Raw genomic sequence first — 18061 nt, 5'->3', positions numbered from 1 at the left:
CCATACGCCGGCGTGTAGAAGATTCCGGAGCAGGGCATAGCTTGGAGGCGCCGCCCCTGCAAAACAAGGCGTGGCGCGCGGACGCAACGTTGCGCGACGCGACGCGCGGCGCGAACCGCCAAACCGCAGCTGGCATTGCGGCCGGGGTGAGAGTAAAAAGCCGCGTGTGCGGGCCATCCCCGCCCGACGGAACCGCGTCACGGTGCGTTCCGGACGGCCGCGGATGGTGCGGCGCCGCACCTCGCCACGTTCGCCACCCCGCCCATTCCAAACGTTCCATCCCTCACCGCTCACAGAAAACACAACCTGGCTCGGCGCGCCGCGGATGCGGCGTTTTTTCTGGGCCGCACTGGAGACTGCAATGCGTATCGGCGTACCGAAGGAAACCAAGACTCTCGAAGGGCGCGTCGCGCTCGTCCCCGCCGCCGCGGGCGACCTGGTCAAGCGCGGCCACGAGGTCTGGCTGGAGCAGGACGCGGGCGTCAAGAGCGGCTTCAAGGATGCCGACTACACCCGTCTGGGCGTGAAGATCGCGCCGGACGCGGCGGGGCTGTACGAGAAGGGCGAGCTGATCGTCAAGGTCAAGGAGCCGATCGCCGGCGACCTGCAGCACCTGCGCAAGGATCACCTGCTGTTCTGCTACCTGCACCTGGCCGCCGAACCGGCGCTGACCAAGCACCTGCTCGACATCGGCTTGACCGGCGTCGCCTTCGAGACCGTCGAGCTGCCCAACGGCGACCTGCCGCTGCTGGCGCCGATGTCGGTCATCGCCGGCAAGATCGGCGTCCAGGTCGGCACCCACCTGCTGCACCAGCCGATGTCGGGCAAGGGCAAGCTGCTCGGCGGCCTGCCGTCGACCGAGCGCGGCAAGGTCGTGGTGTTCGGCGCGGGCAAGGCCGGCGGCGCGTCCGCCGCGCTGGCCGCCGCGGCCGGCGCCAACGTCACCGTGTTCGAAATGCGCCAGGACCGCATGGACGAGATGATGCGCCTGGGCAACAACGTCACCGCGCTGTACCCGTACCACGACGTGGTCGCGCGCGAAGTCGCCTCGGCCGACCTGGTCATCGGCGCGGTGCTGATCACCGGCGCCAAGGCGCCGCACGTGATGACCCGCGAGATGCTGCGCGACATGGAAGACGGCAGCGTCGTGGTCGACATCGCCATCGACCAGGGCGGCTGCTTCGAGACCTCGCGTCCGACCACCTGGAAGGAGCCGACCTACGTGGAAGAGGGCGTGACCCACTTCTGCGTGACCAACATGCCCGGTGCGGTGCCGCAGACCTCCTCGCAGGCGATCTGCGCGGCGATCCTGCCGTGGGTCAACAAGCTCGCCGCCGGCAACGACTGGCGCAACAACCCGGCGCTGGTGCGCGGCATCAACGTCGAGGGCGGCAAGATCGTCCATCCGGCGCTGCAGGACATGAAGCTCTGAGGACGCAGGCCCGGGTCCCGGATGTCCGGGCTTGGGCCGGCTGAGCCGCACAACAAAGGGTCGGGCGGAGTATTCCGTCCGACCCTTTGTGCTTTTATGGTGCCGGTGCGGCCGCAGGCCCGCCGTACCGGCTGAACAGGGGCCGCCCGGCGTTCCCCCGCTCGTTTCTCGCTCCTCGTTACTCACTCCCAAGCTCTTCCTGTATATTCAACGACTAACGGAATCTAGCTAAGGCAGCACATCACGGTGGCGTCCGCTCCCACAGCCAGTCGCAAGAAGGCCAAGGCTTCCGCCGAGGCCGCACCGCGCGCGGCCGCGTCGTCGCCGCCGTCGCCGAAGCGGCAGCGGTTGATGCGCGATATCTCGCTGATCGTGATCGCGCCGTTGCTGCTGTATCTGCTGGCCAGCCTCTTCACCTTCTCGCCGACCGATCCGGGCTGGTCGCATTCGGGTTCGATCACCGCGCCGCTGCACAATCTCGGCGGCCGGGTAGGCGCCTGGATCGCCGACGTGCTGCTGTACCTGTGCGGCTACGTCGCCTTCCTGCTGCCCTTCATGCTCGGCGCGATCGCCTGGATCGCGCTGTTCGGCATGGACACCGACGGCGACGGCGAGGCCGATCTCGGCCCGGCGCTGCGCCTGGTCGGCATCGTCGGTTTCCTGGTCTCCTCGGCCGGCCTGCTGCAGCTGCGCATCGGCGCGGTCGACAATTTCTCCGCCGGCGCCGGCGGCATTCTCGGCCAGTTGGTCGGGCGCTCGCTGTATTCCGGCTTCGGGCCGGTCGGCGGCAACCTGTTCCTGGCGGCGCTGCTGCTGATTTCCTTCACCCTCGCAACCGGGGTGTCGTGGTTCGCGGTGATGGACTGGATCGGCCAGCGCGTGCTGACCCTCGGCCCGGTCGCGAGCAAGCTGTTCCGCCGCGGCAGCCAGCAGGCGACCGAGTGGCGCCAGACCCAGGTCATGCGCGAGGAGCGCGAGGAAGCGCGCAAGGCCGACACCGAGCTGCGCGCCAAGCGCGAGAAGGTCAAGATCGAGCCGCCGCCGGCGCCGGTGGTGGAGAAGAGCGAGCGCGCCAAGCGCGAGACCCAGATCCCGCTGTTCCACACCGCCGACGGCAGCGGCGTGCCGCCGCTGGCGCTGCTCGACGATCCCAAGCCGCAGCCCAAGGGCTACAGCGAAGAGACCCTGGAAACCCTGTCGCGGCAGATCGAATTCAAGCTCAAGGACTTCCGCATCGACGCGCAAGTGGTCGGCGCCTATCCGGGCCCGGTCATCACCCGCTTCGAAATCGAGCCCGCGCCGGGCGTCAAGGTCAGCCAGATCTCCTCGCTGGACAAGGACATCGCCCGCGGCCTGTCGGTCAAGTCGGTGCGCGTGGTCGACGTGATCCCGGGCAAGTCGGTGATCGGCCTGGAAACGCCGAACACCTCGCGCGAGATGATCTTCCTGTCCGAGCTGCTGCGCTCGAAGGAATACGACAAGTCCGGCAGCCCGCTGACCCTGGCGCTGGGCAAGGACATCGCCGGCCGGCCGACCGTGGCCGACCTGGCGCGCATGCCGCATCTGCTGGTCGCCGGCACCACCGGTTCGGGCAAGTCGGTCGCGGTCAACGCGATGGTGCTGAGCCTGCTGTACAAGGCCTCCGCGAAGGACCTGCGGATGCTGATGATCGACCCGAAGATGCTCGAGCTGTCGGTCTACGAGGGCATCCCGCACCTGCTGGCGCCGGTGGTCACCGACATGAAGGAGGCCGCCAACGGCCTGCGCTGGTGCGTGGCCGAGATGGAGCGGCGCTACAAGCTGATGTCGGCGGTCGGCGTGCGCAACCTGGCCGGCTTCAACAAGAAGGTCAAGGACGCGCAGGACGCCGGGCAGCCGATGATGGACCCGCTGTTCAAGCCCAACGCCGAACTCGGCGAAGTGCCGATCGCGCTGGAGACCCTGCCGTTCATCGTCATCTTCATCGACGAATTCGCCGACATGATGATGATCGTCGGCAAGAAGGTCGAAGAGCTGATCGCGCGCCTGGCGCAGAAGGCGCGCGCGGCCGGCATCCATCTGATCCTGGCGACCCAGCGTCCGTCGGTGGACGTGATCACCGGCCTGATCAAGGCCAACATCCCGACCCGCATCGCGTTCCAGGTGTCGAGCAAGATCGACTCGCGCACCATCCTCGACCAGTCCGGCGCCGAGACGCTGCTCGGTCACGGCGACATGCTGTACCTGCCGCCGGGCACCGCGATGCCCGAACGCGTGCACGGCGCGTTCGTGTCCGACGAGGAAGTGCATCGCGTGGTCGAGCACCTCAAGCAGATCGGCGGCGGCCCGGATTACATCGAGGGCGTGCTCGACGAGACCCAGACCATGGGCGACGGCACCGTGGTCGGCGCGACCGGCCTGCCGGAAGCGCCCAGCTCCGGCGGCGACGAATCCGACCCGCTCTACGACGAAGCCGTGCGCATCGTCACCGAGACCCGCCGCGCCTCGATTTCCGGGGTGCAGCGCCGGCTCAAGATCGGCTACAACCGCGCCGCGCGCCTGATCGAGGCGATGGAAGCCGCGGGCGTGGTGACGCCGCCGGAACACAACGGCGACCGCAGCGTGCTGGCGCCGCCGCCGCCGAAGTAAGCCCGCGGCATCGCCGCAGCGCGCGGGCGTCCGCGAGTGTCCGCCGGTGCCTTTTCCCGATCCGCGTGTCCAGGCAGCGGCCTTAGAGCGAGGTTGCGCAAGCGCCGTGTTTCCGGCGGATCGGGCGAGGCGGAAGATCGACATCGCCGCGCGCATGGGCCGACGCGCGCTACGTGGCAAAATGCGCGGTGAACCCGGATGCGGCCGTCGCGAGCCCGTTCAGTTTCGTCCCAGCACACTGCCGCCATCTCATCCAGGAGTCGCCCGTGACCCGTTTCGTCCGCCAAGCCGCCCTCGCGTTGTCGCTGTCGGCGACGCTGTTCGCCGGCGCCGCCGTTGCCGGCGCGCGCGACGACCTCAACGCCTTCACCCGCGGCCTCAAGGGCCTGGACGGCCAGTTCGCCCAGCAGGTCTACGACCCCAACGGCAAGCTCAAGGAATCCTCGACCGGGCAGGTCGCGCTGTCGGCGCCGCGGCTGTTCCGCTGGGAATACGCTAAGCCGTATCCGCAGCTGATCGTCGCCGACGGCAAGAAGGTCTGGGTGTACGAGCCGGACCTGCAGCAGGTCAGCGTGCGTCCGCAGGGCGCCGAGGAGCAGAACAGCCCGCTGGCGGCGCTGATCGATCCGAGCAAGCTCGATGCGATGTTCGCGGTCAAGGAACTCGGTGGCGGCGACGGCGGCCTGAGCTGGTTGCTGCTGACGCCCAAGAGCCAGGGCGAGGCCAGCTTCCGCAGCGCGCGCCTGGGCTTCAGCGGCGGCACCTTGAGCAAGATGGAGATCGTCGACGCGCTGGGGCAGAAGACCGAGATCAGCTTCTCCGGCTGGAAGCGCAACCCGAGCTTCCCGGCCAGCACCTTCAAGTACGCGCCGGGCAAGGGCGTGGATGTGATCGGCGAGGGTTGAGTTCCGGCGCGGTTGGATCTGCGCGGAGCCGTTCGGAAATCGGGAACGCGAGCCTTCGGGCTCGCGTTTTTCTTTTGCAGGCGCCCACGCGCATCCGAACCGCGGCTACAACGCCTTCTCGTAGCGGATCGTGGTCAACCCGCTGTTCCATTCTTCGTCGGGATAGCGCGCGGTCTCGCGGTAGCCCAGGGCCAGGTACAGCGCCTGGCTGGCGGTGTTGAAGGTGTCGGTTTCCAGGCTCGCCAGCGCCAGGCCGTCCGCGCGCATCGCGGTTTCCAACGCCTGCATCAGCGCCCGGGCGATGCCGCGGCGGCGGCCGCGCGCGCTGACGTGCAGGGAGTCGACGAAGCCGGCGTCGCGGCCGGCGAAGCCGAGCACGGCGCCGTCGATCTCGGCGACCAGCAACTGCGGCAGTTGCGCGTCGATGTAGCGTTCGGCGACGCGGTTGTCGCGGTAGTCGGCGATGGCCTGTTCGGTCAGCTGCGGGCGCCAGGTGTCGAGGAAGGTTTCCTCGAGCAGGGCGAGTACGGCGGCGCGGTCGTCGGCGTGGGCGGGGCGGATCAGCGGAGCGGCGGCGGACATGGCGGCGACGACGGGGGCGGGGCGCCATTGTCGCCGTCGCGGGAGATCGGGCATAGCCTCGTGCGGGTGCGGGTGCGGGTGCGGGCGCGGGCGCAGGCGCGACGCGGTACTTCGCGGACCGCGCCGTCGTAACCGACGGCGCGGTCGCCGGCGGCTCAGCGCGGAATCGCCTCTCGCTGCAGGGTGGCGGCGTCGACCGTGGCGCAGGGCGCTTCGTTGGCGAACAGGCGGTCCAGGTCCAGGCTCGGGTCGAGCTTGAGCGCGTCGGCCACGCAGGCGGCGCGCTTGATCGAACTCGACGCCTGGTACCAGTCGCAGTTCTTCGGGTTGACCTCGAACGCGTTCTTCTTCCACTGCTGGGTCGGCGCGGCGTCGCGGGTCACGCAGCGGGTCGAGGCCGGGAAGGCGTACCACGCGCCGCCGTCGCTCTTGTCGTCCTTGCCGGTGGCGGTGCAGGTCTTGCCGCTGTTGAGGCAGACGCGCTTGCACTGCTTGAGCAGGTCGAGGTCGCTGGTCTTGCAGGCCTTGTCGCCGAGCTCGAAATTGCAGTTGCAGTAGGCGTTGGGCGCGCTGGCGATGCGGATCACGCTGAAGCGGATGGCCAGGGTCTTGGGGCCGCCGGCATAGCCCTTGATGACCGGTTCGAACGAGGCCTGGCTGGTGCCGTTGGCTTCCTGCAGCGACAAGGAATCGCGGCCGGCGGCGTCGGTCAGCAGGGCCGGCCAGGTCTGCACGCGGTAGACCGCGATGGTCTCGCACGGCGAGCCGTCGGGGCAGGCGGCCTGGGCGCCGCCGGCGGCGAGCAGCAGCGTCAGCGCGGCCAGGGCGCGGCGGAAGGAACGGGGCGGGAACGGACGAAGGGACATGGGCGACTCCGGACGTGAGGCGGTGGGCCAGGGCGCGCGCGGCGCCGGTACCTGTGCGAACGCCGGCGGCGCGGCGTTGTGAGCGGCGGCGCGGACCGGGCCGCCGCGGGCGCCGTCCCGACGGGCGCGCCGTGCCCGCGCCGGTTTTGCCGTGTCCCGCCGTATGCGCGCGCGCCGGTTCGCCGCGGGTCCGCCGACAGCCGCCGCGGCGCGATCTTGTTATCGTGGCGGTCCCCCCGTGCTAGCCCGATTCGCCGCAGTGGCCCGCAAAACCGCCTCACGTTCCGGCAACGCCGGAGACACGCCCGACCTGCTCAGCGTCGACCGCGAAGGCCTGCGCCCGCTGGCCGAACGCATGCGCCCGCGCGCGCTCGACGAGATGGTCGGCCAGCGCCGGTTGCTCGCGCCGGGTTCGGCGCTGCGCCGCGCGGTCGAATCCGGGCGCGTGCATTCGATGATCCTGTGGGGCCCGCCGGGCTGCGGCAAGACCACCCTGGCGCTGCTGCTGGCGCGCTACGCCGACGCCGATTTCCGCGCCATCTCCGCGGTGCTGTCCGGCCTGCCGGAGGTGCGCCAGGTGCTGGCCGAGGCCGCCCACCGCTTCGCCGAAGGCCGGCGCACGGTGCTGTTCGTCGACGAGGTGCACCGCTTCAACAAGACCCAGCAGGACGCGTTCCTGCCGCACATCGAGCGCGGCACCATCATCTTCGTCGGCGCGACCACCGAGAATCCCTCGTTCGAACTCAACTCGGCGCTGCTGTCGCGCTGCCGCGTGCACGTGATGGAGGCGGTCTCGCCCGAAGACGTGCGGGTGACCCTGCGGCGCGCGCTGGAGGACGCCGACCGCGGCCTCGGCGCGCAGCAGGTCAGCGCCGGCGACGACCTGCTGCTGCAGATCGCCACCGCCGCCGACGGCGACGTGCGCCGCGCGCTGACCCTGCTGGAGATCGCCGCCGAACTGGCCCAGGACGAGGGCGGCGAGGTCACTCCGGCGACCCTGGCCCAGGTCCTGGCCGACCGCACCCGCCGCTTCGACAAGGGCGGCGAGCAGTTCTACGACCAGATCTCGGCGCTGCACAAATCCGTGCGCAGCTCCAATCCCGATTCGGCGCTGTACTGGTTCGCGCGCATGCTCGACGGCGGCTGCGACCCGCATTACCTGGCGCGGCGGCTGACCCGCATGGCGGTGGAGGACATCGGCCTGGCCGACCCGCGCGCGCTGCAGATGGCGGTCGACGCGTGGGACACCTACGACCGCCTCGGCAGCCCCGAGGGCGACCTGGCCCTGGCCCAGGTGGTGATCTACCTGGCCAGCACCGCCAAGTCCAACGCCGCCTATGCCGCGTTCAACCAGGCCAAGGCCGACGTGGCCGAATACGGCACCCAGGAGGTGCCGCTGCACCTGCGCAACGCGCCGACCAAGCTGATGAAGCAACTCGGCTACGCCCAGGGTTACCAGTACGACCACGACGCCGACGGCGGGGTGGCGCTGGACCAGACCGGTTTCCCCGACGCGATGGGCGAGCGGGTGTACTACCAGCCGGTGGCGCGCGGGCTGGAGATCAAGCTCGGCGAGAAGTTGCAGCGGCTGCGGGTCTTGCGCGAGCAGGCGCGCGGCGAGGGCGTGGACGGGGAGTAAGTAGGTTCGGACGTCGCCGCGGCGGCTCCCCGTAGGAGCGGCGCGAGCCGCGACCGCGACAATCCGCCGACGACGAGGCTTGCGGCGCAGCTGCGATGTCGCGGTCGCGGCTCGCGCCGCTCCTACAAAGAGCGGCGCGGCTTACTCGGGCTGGTTCGACGCCGGCAGCCGGGTCATCCGCAGCACTTCGTCGCTGGGCGCGCTGGACTTGTTGACCAGCACCTGCTGGAGCGACTCGACCTCGGCCCAGACCATGTGTTGCAAGGCCTGCAGCAGGGTGTTGCCGGCGTCCGACAGGCTCAGCCGGCCGTCCGCGCTCAGCGCCAGTCCGTCCTCGATCAGGGCGTGCTTCATATGGCTGGTCTCCGGCTGCACGCCGCGCTGCAGCCCGACCAGCACGCTCAGCAGAGCATGTTCCCGCAACGACACCTTGAACAAAGCGATAGTCCCCTGGGCGCACCCGGCACGTAGTGCTTTATATGTGCCTGTAATCACGATATGGGATCGCATGTGATGACATTTTTGACTCGCATCCGTGCAGGTGAAAGTGGCGTTCACGCCGTCGCCAGGGTACGGTAGCCGGCGCGCGCCGGGTCGCCGGCGGCCGGACGCGTTGTAACTGTCACGCCGATGGCGCATCTTCGCCGCTCCCGCCGGTGCTCCTGCCGGCGGTCGCCACCAGGAATCGGAATTCCATGCTGATCTACGACCGCGTCGTCCCGCTCAACCGCGAAACCCACCGCCGCCTGCGCATCCGCACCGCGCAGCACAACGCGCGGTTCGCCGCCTCGCTCAACTCGGTGCCGGTGGCCACCATCGAGTTCCCGGCCGCGGCCAACGAGTACGCGATCGTGTTCGCCAAGCTCGCCAACGGCGACTTCCTGCCGGCGGTGCTGGTCGGCCTGCGCAGCCAGCAGAACCTGTACGTGGACGAGAACGCGCGCTGGCGCCGCGGCTACGTGCCGGCGTTCCTGCGCCAGTACCCGTTCGTGCTGGCCGAGGACGCCGACACCGGCACGGTCACGGTGTGCGTGGACCTGGCCTACGACGGCCTGTCGGAGGACGAGGGCGAGCCGCTGTTCGGCGAGGACGGCGGCGACACCGAGAGCCTGACCCGGGCGGTGAACTTCCTGCAGGAGCTGCACGGCGAGTTCAAGCGCACCGCGGCGTTCGCGGCCAAGATCAAGGAACTGGACCTGCTGGAAGAGAAGGTGATCCGGTTCGGCAATCCCGACCAGCCGCAGGCCGAGTTGAACGGCGTCTACGCGGTGTCGGAAGAGAAGCTGATGAAGCTCACCGACGCGCAGCTGCCGGAGCTGTTCCGCACCGGCGTGCTCGGCCTGATCTACACCCACCTGCTGTCGATGCGCAACCTGGAGCGGCTGTCGGAACTGGCGCAGCAGGCGCCGGCCACCGCCGCGGCGAACGCGCCGCAGGGCGACGCGGCGAACTGAGCCGGCCGACGTCGGCGCGGTTCCCGCAAGGGCGGCTTCGGCCGCCCTTTCTTTTTGCCTGGCGCCCGGCCGGCGATTCGCGCGGCGCTGGCCAGCGACGGTCGTTGCCCGCGACTCGAAGCCACCCGGCCTCAGTAGCAGGGTCCTGAGTTTGTGCGAGGGCTTTACTGATGTCGGAGGGCATTGCTGTTGTGGGAGGGCCTTCAGGCCCGATGCTCTTCTCTCAGGTTGATGCGATCTGAAAGGAAAGCATCGGGCCTGAAGGCCCTCCCACAACAGCTAAAGGCCCTCTCACGCGAGTCGGCCGCCATCGTCGATGTTGCCAAGACGAAATATCGCGGCATCGGCGCGGCCGCGATCGCTATCGCATCGCTTCTCATCGGCAGGCGCGAGAGCGCCGCCGCGTGCGACAGCGCCGCCATGTCGCGCTCATATCGCATGCGCGCATTCGACTTGCTGGATCGACAACGAGACGAAGACGAAAACCGCTCGACCGCCCGCGACGAAAACGCGCCGTTCGCGCCGCGCTTCGCGACGCACGCACGCTTGCCCTTGTGCACGCCGACAGAATCGCGACGGCTTCGCACTTGTCGCTGCGACTAAAGAATCGTTCGTCGCTGAGATCGATCCGCCCACGAAGCAACTACAAATCGGCGCATTTCTCACCTGTGTGATATCGCTCAGCTACGCATGAGATGTCGCGTGACCGAACGCGTAGTTCTCATGTCATGCGCCGGACTTGTGAGCGACGCGTTGCAAACGCGATACATCTGTGACGCCTTTCGTGTGCCTTGTCATGTAGCAGTTCAAACATCGTCATATAGCGAACCTACCTTGGCGCGGTCTGCCGTCCCCCGATCGCGGGGCCGGCGCAACAGGGATGGTTTCGGGTCGATGCATCTACGCCTCATCGCAGCCGTCGGTCTGACCATGTTCGGACCGACGGTTCTCCATGCGCAGGAAACCGCTCCCCAGGCCGGCGCCGTGCCGGCCGCGGCGGCGCGCTTCGACATCCTCGCCTACCAGGTGCTCGGCAACAGCAAGCTGAGCAATCTGGACATCGAGAAAGTGGTCTATCCGCACCTGGGCCCCAAGCGCAGCGAAGAGGACGTGGAGAACGCGCGCGCGGCGCTGCAGTCGCTGTACGACAGCCGCGGCTATCCCACCGTCAGCGTCGCGATTCCCGAACAGGACGTGGCTACCGGCCTGGTGACCTTGCAGGTCAACGAACAGAAGATCGGCCGGTTGCGGGTCAACGGCGCCGATTATTTCTCGCCCGACGACATCGAGCGCGCCGCGCCGTCGCTGGCTGAGGGGGCCGTGCCCAACTTCAAGGACGTGCAGCGCGACATCGTCGCCTTGAACCAGTTGCCGGACCGCCGCGTCACTCCGGAAATCAAGGCCGGAACCACGCCCAACACCGTCGACGTGGATCTCAACGTCGAGGACAAGCTGCCGCTGCACGGCTCGCTGGAACTCAACAACCGCAACAGCGCCAACACCAGCGATCAGCGCCTGGCCGCGAGCGTGCGCTACGACAATCTGTGGCAGCTCGGCCACAGCGTCAGCCTGTCGGCGCAGGTCGCGCCGCAGCGCAGTTCCGACGCGCAGGTGTACTCGGCTTCGTACCTGGCGCGTTTCGGCGCTTCGCCGTGGTCGCTGCTGGGCTATGCGGTGCGCAGCAAGAGCGACATCGCCGTGGTCGGCGATCTCAACGTGATCGGCAACGGCACCCTGGCCGGGCTGCGCCTGATGCGCTCGTTCGCCGCCGGCGAGGGCTTCTATCATTCGCTCAGCGTCGGCGCGGACTACAAGGACTTCACCGAATCGCTGATCCAGGGCGCCGACCGCGGCGCGGTGCCGATCGAGTACTTCCCGCTCAGCGTCAACTACAACGCCGATTGGGTGAAGGAACGTTCGGTCGCCGACCTGGCGCTGTCGGCGGTGTTCAACCTGCGCGGCGTCGGCGACGGGCGCGCGGCGTTCGACGCCAAGCGCTACCAGGCCCAGCCCAACTTCTTCTATCTGCGCGCCAGCGGTTCCTACACCTGGAAGTCGGCCGGCGACGCGCAGCTGATGCTGCGCCTGCAGACCCAGTTCGCCGGCGAGCCGCTGATCAGCAACGAGCAGTTCAGCATCGGCGGCCTCGACAGCGTGCGCGGCTATTACGAATCCGAAGCGCTCGGCGATCTCGGCGGCGCGGCGACGCTGGAAGCGCGCACGCCGTCGTTCGCCGACAAGCTCGGCGAGGCGTTCCAGGAACTGCGCCTGCGCGCGTTCGTCGATGCCGGCTATGCCCGCATCAACGATCCGCTGCCCGAGCAGTCGCGCAGCGAAACCCTGGTCAGCGCCGGGCTCGGCGCGACGATCAAGGCCTTCGGCCATCTCAACGGTTCCATCGACGTGGCCCATCCGTTGTCCAACCCGAACGGACGCGAACGCAAACCCGACTCGGTCGAGGTGGGCGTGCGGCTGTGGGGCGAGTTCTGACGAAGTCCGAAATCTGAAGTCTGGAGTGTGGGAGGGGCTTGCGCCCCGACGCTTTTGTCCCAGATCGCCGGCAGCGCTCGTCGCGACCGGACCGGAAGGCATCGGGCCTCAAGGCCCTCCCACCAGTACCGAACATCTCTTGGGGAAAGTGTCGTGACTCAATTGCGCGTGCTGTTGGCCTGTTCGCTGTTGCTGCTGTTGTCGCTGCTGTCGGCCCCGGCCGCGGCGGCCTCGTGGTGGGACGGCAAGTGGAACTACCGGGCCAAGATCGATCTCAACACCACCTCCACCGGCGCTGCGACGACCGAGCCGGGCGGCCGCGCGCAAGTGCTGGTGCGGCTGCATTCGGGCAACTTCAACTTCGCCGACGCCAAGGAGGACGGCAGCGACGTGCGCTTCATCGCCGCCGACGACCGCACGCCGCTGAAGTACCACTTCGAGAAGTACGACGGTCTGGTCGACCAGGTCGCGCTGGCCTGGGTGGACGTGCCCAAGCTCGACGCCAACGCGGCGGCCTCGGTCTACGTGTATTTCGGCAATCCCGAGGCCACGCCGGGCAGCGATCCCAAGGGCAGCTACGACGCCGACAGCATCGCGGTGTTCCACTTCGCCGACCAGGGCGCGGCCGGCGCCGACACCACCGCCTACGGCAACAACGCGCAGGCGCCGCTGACGCTGGCGCAGACCGCGCTGATCGGCTCGGGCCTGCAGCTCGACGGCAAGGCGCCGGTGAAGGTGCCGGCGTCGCCGTCGCTGAATCTCGCCGCCGAGCAGCCGCTGACCCTGAGCGCGTGGATCAAGCCGGCCGGCGCCAACGCCAGCGGCGTGATCGCCTCGCTGCCGGGCGCGCTGACCGTGGGCATCGAACAAGGCGTGGTCTACGCCGAGAGCGCCGACGTGCGCACCGCCGCGGGCGCGCCGCTGGTGGGCGAGGGCTGGGCGCACGTGGCGGTGCGCGCCGATGCCGGCAAGCTCGCGGTCTACGTCAACGGCGCGCCGGCCGGCGACGCCGCGGCGGCGCTGCCGGCGGCGGCCGCGGGCCTGCTGGTCGGCGGCGAGGACGGCGCGGCGCGGCCGAACTTCATCGGCCAGATCGACGAACTGCAACTGTCCAAGGTCGCCCGTCCGCTCGGCCTGATCCAGGCCGCCGCGCACAGCCAGGGCCTGGACGCCAAGCTGCTGACCTTCCAGCCGGTCGAGCAGCGCTCCGGCGACGGCGGCCACAACTACTTCGGCATCCTGTTCAACGCGCTCACCGTCGATGCCTGGGTGGTGATCGTGATCCTCGGCTTCATGGCCGCGATCTCGTGGTGGGTGATGATCGGCAAGGGCCTGTTCGTCGGCGCCACCGCCAAGGCCAACGAGCGCTTCCTGCTCGCGTTCCGCAAGCACGCCGCCGAATACCCGCTGCACGACGCGGCCTGGGTGCGCGCGGCCGAGGGCAGCGGCCCGCTCAACGGCGAGAAGTCCAACCTCGCGCGCTTGCTGGCGATCGGCCTGGACGAACTGCGCAACCGCATCGCCGCCGGCGGCGGCCGCCAGGTGGTGCGGCCGCAGTCGATCGCCGCGATCCGATCGGCGCTCGACGCCGCCGCGGTACGCGAGGGCCAGCGCCTCAACAAGCTGATGGTGATGCTGACCATCGCCATCTCCGGCGGCCCGTTCCTGGGCCTGCTCGGCACCGTGGTCGGCGTGATGATCACCTTTGCCGCGGTGGCCGCGGCCGGCGACGTCAACATCAACGCGATCGCGCCCGGCATCGCCGCGGCGCTGCTGGCGACGGTGGCCGGCCTGGCCGTCGCGATCCCGGCGCTGTTCGGCTACAACTACCTGCTCAGCCGCACCGAGGCCATCGGCGCGGACATGCAGGTGTTCGTCGACGAGCTGGAAAAGCGCATCGCCGAGGACTACGCCGGCGACGCGCCGCTGCCGGCGCACCTGGCCCGCAGCGTGTCGACGGAGACGCTGCCGTGAAGGTCCAGGGCAAGAAGCCTTACGACGACATCAACATCACGCCGATGCTGGACCTGGCGTACGTGCTGCTGGTGATCTTCATCATCATGACCACCGCCGCGGTGCAGGGCATCAAGGTCGACCTGCCCAAGGCCAGCGCGGCGCAGCCGCTGTCGCAGCCCAAGACCAAGGTCATCGCCATCGACAACGCCGGCCAGGTCAGCATCGACGCGGTGCCGGTCAGCATGAGCGAGCTGGAGCAGCAATTGCGCAACGCGCTGGCCAACGACGCCGAACTGCCGGTGATCCTGCGCGGCGACCGCGCGGTGCAGTACGACAAGGTCATGGCGGTGCTGGACCTGTGCAGCAAGCTCGGCATTTCCTCGATCGGCCTGGCCTCGCAGCGCCAGGCCGCGGGCTAGGGCAGGGGCCTGGACGTGTCCGAGACCTACGGCCGCGGTTCCAAGTTCTCGCGCGCGCTCGGCGTGCTCGGCGCCATCGGCGTCGTCGCGGTGATGGCGTGGCTGGTGTGGTCGCTGATGCAGGGCGCCGGTCCCACGACCAAGCGCCAGCCGCCGCGCATCACCCAGGTGATCCTGCCGCCGCCGCCACCGCCGCCGCCTCCGCCGGAACCCGACAAAGTGCAAGACGAGCCCAAGCCGGTCGAGAACACGCCGTTCGAATCGATCGAGCCGCCCAAGGACGACTCGGCCGAACCGCCCGGCGATCCGCTGACCGCCGACGCCGGCCCGGGCAACAACGAGTTCGGCTTGCAGGCCGGCACCGGCGGAGGCGGCACCCGCATCGGCGGCAACGGCGGCGGCGGAAATCCGTATGCCGGCTACGCCGCGATGGTGCAGCGGACCGTGCAGCAGTACCTGCAGCAGGGCGAGAAGACCCGCAAGGGCCGCTACAGCGCCACGGTGGCGATGTGGCTGAACCCCGACGGGACGATCCAGCGCTCGCAGGTGATCGCCGGCACCGGCAAGCCCGAGCTCGACGCGGCGATCGTCGCCGCGCTGCAGGGCCGCTCGCTGCCGCAGGCGCCGCCGGCGGAGATGCCGCAACCGATCAACTTGCGCATCGGCGCGTCGTCGCCGGGCTGACCGCGGCGCGCTTCGATACGACTTCAACTTCAGGAAGGCCACGCATGACCGCTTCGATCCAACCCCGCCGCCGTCTCCGTCCCCGCCTGCGCGTGCGCGCGCTGGCGCTCGCGCTGCTGGCGGCCTGCGCCGCGCCGGCGCTGGCCGCCTCGCCGGCGGACGCGGCGAAGATCAGTCCCGAGGTGACGCTCAAGCTGATCGACCTGCTGGTGGCGAAGGGCGTACTGACCCGCGGCCAGGCCGACGATTTGATCGCCGAGGCGCGCGCGTCGGCCGCGACCGCTCCGGCGACCGCGGCGGCGACGCCTGCCTATCAGACCGCGCCCGGCGCCGTCGTCGTGCCCTACGTGCCCGAAGTGGTGCGCCAGCAGATCAAGGACGAACTGCGCGCCGAGGTGGTGCAACAGGCCAAGAGCGAAGGCTGGGCGGCGCCGAACGCGCTGCCGGAGTGGACCCAGCGCATCAGCGTCTACGGCGATCTGCGCGCGCGCGCCGAGGACGTGCTCAACGACGGCGAGAACTACCGCGAGTTCCCCAACTTCGCCGCGCTCAACAGCGGCTCGGGCTACGACGTCGCCGATCCGGTCGCCAACCCGGTGCCCTACGTCAACACCACCAAGAACCGCGGCCGCATGCGCCTGCGCGCGCGCCTGGGCGTGCATGCGCAGATCGCCGACTGGGTCGAGGCCGACCTGCGCCTGGCCACCGGCAGCGACCGCAGCCCGGTCTCGACCAACCAGACCCTCGGCGCCGGCGGCAACCTGTCCAAGTATTCGCTGTGGCTGGATCGCGCCTACGTGCGGCTCAAGCCGACGTCCTGGCTCAGCGCCGACATCGGCCGCACGCCGAATCCGTTCTGGACCAGCGAGCTGCTGTTCGACAACGACCTCAACTTCGACGGCGTGGCGGTGAAGACCCAGTTCGCGCACGACCCGGATTTCAAGACCTTCGTCAACGTCGGCGCGTTCCCGGTGTTCAACACCGACTTCGACTTCGGCTCGACCCAGAAGATGGACAAGGAATCCAGCCGCGACAAGTGGCTGTACGGCGCCCAGGCCGGGCTGGACTGGAACTTCGCCGACGCCATGTCGCTCAAGCTGGGGCTGGGCTATTTCCTGTTCGACAAGCTCAACGGCCAGTTCTCCTCGCCGTGCCTGGCGCCGACCGCCAAGGACGTGTGCGACACCGACCTGTCGCGCCCGCAGTTCCAGCAGTTCGGCAACACCATGTTCGCGATCCGCAACATCGTGCCGGCGCAGGGCGCGCCGAACGGTCCGCAGCTGCAGTACTTCGGCTACGCCAGCGAATTCGGCGTGGCCAACCTGCACGCGGCGCTGGAGATCGCGCGCTTCGACCCGGTCAAGATCGTGCTCGAGGCCGACGTGGTCAAGAACACCAAGTACGACGCCAAGCGCATCCGCGCGCTCGGCCCGCTCAACAACTTCAAGCCGACCCTGGACCCGGCCGACACCACCGCGATCTTCGACGGCGGCGACATGGGCTACTACGTCAACCTTCTGGTCGGCCAGCCGAAGATCGAGAAGGCCTGGGACTGGAACGCGAGCATCGGCTACAAGCGGCTCGAATCCGATGCGGTGCCGGATGCGTTCGCCGATTCGGATTTCCATCTCGGCGGCACCAACGCGCGCGGCTTCATCGTCGGCGGTTCGCTGGGCCTGGCCCGCAACACCTGGCTGGGGCTGCGTTGGCTCAGCGCCAACGAGGTCACCGGCCAGCCGTATTCGGTCGATGTGATCCAGCTCGATCTCAACACCCAGTTCTGACCCGGAAGGACGCCTAGCGTATGAGTCTGCCTTCGATTCGCCATGCCGCCCTGCGCAGCGCGCCGTTGCTGGCGGCGCTGTGGTTCGCCGCGTCCGCCGCGCATGCGCAGAGCGCCAACGAAACCCGCCTGCGCGACGCGCTGCGCGACACCGCCTCGCGCCTGCGCACCGCCGAGGCCGCGCTGGCCCAGCAGCAGGCCGCGACCGCCGCGGCCGAGCGCGAGCGCGACGAGCTCAAGGGCCGCGCGGCCAAGCCCGCGCCGGCCGCCGACGGCGCGCAACTGGCGGCGCTGCAACAGCGCCTGGGCCAGGCTTCGGCGTCGGCCGAGCAGGCGCGCGGCGAGGCGCTCAAGTGGCGCAGCGCGCAGGAACAGGCCGCGCACAGCGCGCAGCAGAAGGAACGCGAGCGCGCGGAACTGGCGAAACGGCTCGACGCCGCGCAGGCGCGCGCGGCCGATTGCGCGGCCGGCAGCGAGGCCTTGTACCAGGCCGGGCGCGAGCTGGCCCAGCTGTATCGCGATCCCGCCTATGCCAAGGGTAAGCGGGTGACCTTGCTCGGCTTCGGCCAGGTCGAGCGCGAGAACCGCGCGCGCGAACTCGAGAACAAGCTCGAGGACGAACGCGCCAAGACCGCCCAGTGCGGCGCCGGCGATGCCGCCGCGCGCACCGCCGGCACGATGTCGAACGGCTGATGCGTATGCCGCGCGCCCGCGCTGTCGTGGCCCGTCGCGCGGTTTCGCGCGCGACGCGCGCGCCTGCGGGCGCGCGGCGGACGTTCGCGCGCACGGCGCTGATGCTGGCGCTGTGCGCCGTCGCCGCGGCGCTGCCGGCGCAGCGGCGGATCCTGCCGGCCTCGCAGCCGTCGCCGCCGCCGTGCGTGCAGGTGCGCATCGGCCACGACGAGGCCGGGCGCTGGGATTGCGTCAACGCCGCGATCAAGACCGAAGTCGGCAAGACCGCGCCGGTAAGCGCCGCCGATTCGCCGGGCGAGCGCCTGGCGCCGATCGGGCAGGGCCTGGCGGTGCCGGCGGCGACGCGGCAGCGGCTCGGCGACCAGTACGGCAAGTCGATCGTGCCGCAACGACCCGAACGCGCTTTTCCCGCGACGCCTCTGTCGCGGCCGCCGGTGCGCTGAGATGCGCGCGCGGACAGCCGCAAAGTTTTTCCCATTCCACCGCGTCGCCGCGTTGCGCGACGCCTCCGCCGCGTCCACGCCCACGCC

Annotated in this window: 16 protein-coding genes; 12 read left to right on the top strand and 4 right to left on the bottom strand. The window is 69.6% G+C overall.

From position 1 onward, the window contains the following. Window positions 1-361 precede the first annotated feature (361 nt). The 3 genes from RDV84_RS20680 to lolA all read left to right on the top strand — a co-directional run bounded on the left by RDV84_RS20680 (window position 362) and on the right by lolA (window position 4965). Window positions 362-1432, top strand: coding sequence for an alanine dehydrogenase (locus RDV84_RS20680; RefSeq protein ID WP_057947445.1), 1071 nt, complete (start codon window positions 362-364; stop codon window positions 1430-1432). A 246-nt stretch (window positions 1433-1678) separates the two neighbouring features. Beyond that, window positions 1679-4060 (top strand): DNA translocase FtsK, encoded by a 2382-nt coding sequence (locus RDV84_RS20675; RefSeq protein ID WP_057947447.1) that lies wholly within the window; start codon window positions 1679-1681, stop codon window positions 4058-4060. 266 nt (window positions 4061-4326) lie between these two features. Next, entirely contained in the window at window positions 4327-4965 is a 639-nt protein-coding gene (lolA, locus tag RDV84_RS20670; RefSeq protein WP_057947448.1) for an outer membrane lipoprotein periplasmic chaperone LolA, read from the top strand. Between the two features lie 105 nt (window positions 4966-5070). On the opposite strand, the gene RDV84_RS20665 is transcribed toward lolA, so the two are convergent. Both RDV84_RS20665 and RDV84_RS20660 read right to left on the bottom strand, forming a co-directional pair. Beyond that, window positions 5071-5547, bottom strand: coding sequence for a GNAT family N-acetyltransferase (locus RDV84_RS20665; protein ID WP_309151445.1), 477 nt, complete (start codon window positions 5545-5547; stop codon window positions 5071-5073). Between the two features lie 155 nt (window positions 5548-5702). Then, complete coding sequence (locus RDV84_RS20660) at window positions 5703-6413, bottom strand: hypothetical protein (protein ID WP_309151444.1); 711 nt, start codon at window positions 6411-6413, stop codon at window positions 5703-5705. 355 nt (window positions 6414-6768) lie between these two features. Between RDV84_RS20660 and RDV84_RS20655 the strand changes: the two genes are divergently transcribed. After that, a complete protein-coding gene (locus RDV84_RS20655; protein ID WP_309153762.1) occupies window positions 6769-8052 on the top strand; it encodes a replication-associated recombination protein A in 1284 nt (427 codons plus the stop codon). 141 nt (window positions 8053-8193) lie between these two features. Here RDV84_RS20655 and RDV84_RS20650 read toward each other — a convergent pair whose 3' ends face one another. Continuing rightward, the gene (locus RDV84_RS20650) at window positions 8194-8475 is read right to left on the bottom strand and encodes a hypothetical protein (RefSeq protein ID WP_139381752.1); all 282 of its coding nucleotides are present in this window, start codon (window positions 8473-8475) and stop codon (window positions 8194-8196) included. Window positions 8476-8747: 272 nt separating this feature from the next. On the opposite strand from RDV84_RS20650, the gene RDV84_RS20645 reads away from it, so the two are divergent. Then, window positions 8748-9506 carry a SapC family protein gene (locus tag RDV84_RS20645; protein ID WP_057947453.1) on the top strand — a complete coding sequence of 253 codons (759 nt, stop codon included), beginning with the start codon at window positions 8748-8750 and terminating at the stop codon, window positions 9504-9506. Between the two features lie 203 nt (window positions 9507-9709). Here the strand turns inward: RDV84_RS20645 and RDV84_RS20640 are convergent, their stop codons facing one another. Beyond that, window positions 9710-10066, bottom strand: a complete 357-nt coding sequence (locus RDV84_RS20640) for a hypothetical protein (protein ID WP_138884945.1) — start codon at window positions 10064-10066, stop codon at window positions 9710-9712. 370 nt (window positions 10067-10436) lie between these two features. On the opposite strand from RDV84_RS20640, the gene RDV84_RS20635 reads away from it, so the two are divergent. From RDV84_RS20635 to RDV84_RS20605, 7 genes are all read left to right on the top strand, one after another. Further along, entirely contained in the window at window positions 10437-11996 is a 1560-nt protein-coding gene (locus RDV84_RS20635) for a ShlB/FhaC/HecB family hemolysin secretion/activation protein (protein ID WP_309151443.1), read from the top strand. A gap of 153 nt (window positions 11997-12149) precedes the next feature. Beyond that, the gene (locus tag RDV84_RS20630; protein WP_309151442.1) at window positions 12150-13970 is read left to right on the top strand and encodes a DUF2341 domain-containing protein; all 1821 of its coding nucleotides are present in this window, start codon (window positions 12150-12152) and stop codon (window positions 13968-13970) included. Next, window positions 13967-14371: an ExbD/TolR family protein gene (locus RDV84_RS20625; RefSeq protein ID WP_057947457.1), complete on the top strand. Its 405-nt coding sequence runs from the start codon at window positions 13967-13969 to the stop codon at window positions 14369-14371. Before RDV84_RS20630 ends, RDV84_RS20625 begins: the two co-directional genes overlap by 4 nt. Before the next feature lie 15 nt (window positions 14372-14386). Next, window positions 14387-15055, top strand: coding sequence for a TonB family protein (locus RDV84_RS20620; RefSeq protein WP_123648000.1), 669 nt, complete (start codon window positions 14387-14389; stop codon window positions 15053-15055). A gap of 44 nt (window positions 15056-15099) precedes the next feature. Then, window positions 15100-16839, top strand: a complete 1740-nt coding sequence (locus RDV84_RS20615) for a putative porin (RefSeq protein WP_309151441.1) — start codon at window positions 15100-15102, stop codon at window positions 16837-16839. Window positions 16840-16859: 20 nt separating this feature from the next. Next, window positions 16860-17531 (top strand): hypothetical protein, encoded by a 672-nt coding sequence (locus tag RDV84_RS20610; protein ID WP_078995676.1) that lies wholly within the window; start codon window positions 16860-16862, stop codon window positions 17529-17531. 101 nt (window positions 17532-17632) lie between these two features. Further along, on the top strand, window positions 17633-17974 hold the full coding sequence (locus RDV84_RS20605) for a hypothetical protein (RefSeq protein WP_309151440.1): 342 nt from the start codon (window positions 17633-17635) through the stop codon (window positions 17972-17974). Window positions 17975-18061: the final 87 nt, after the last annotated feature.

The sequence above is a fragment of the Lysobacter yananisis genome, assembly GCF_031199375.1.
Classification (GTDB): Bacteria; Pseudomonadota; Gammaproteobacteria; order Xanthomonadales; family Xanthomonadaceae; genus Lysobacter; species Lysobacter yananisis.
This window is presented reverse-complemented; position numbering and strand designations above follow the sequence as displayed.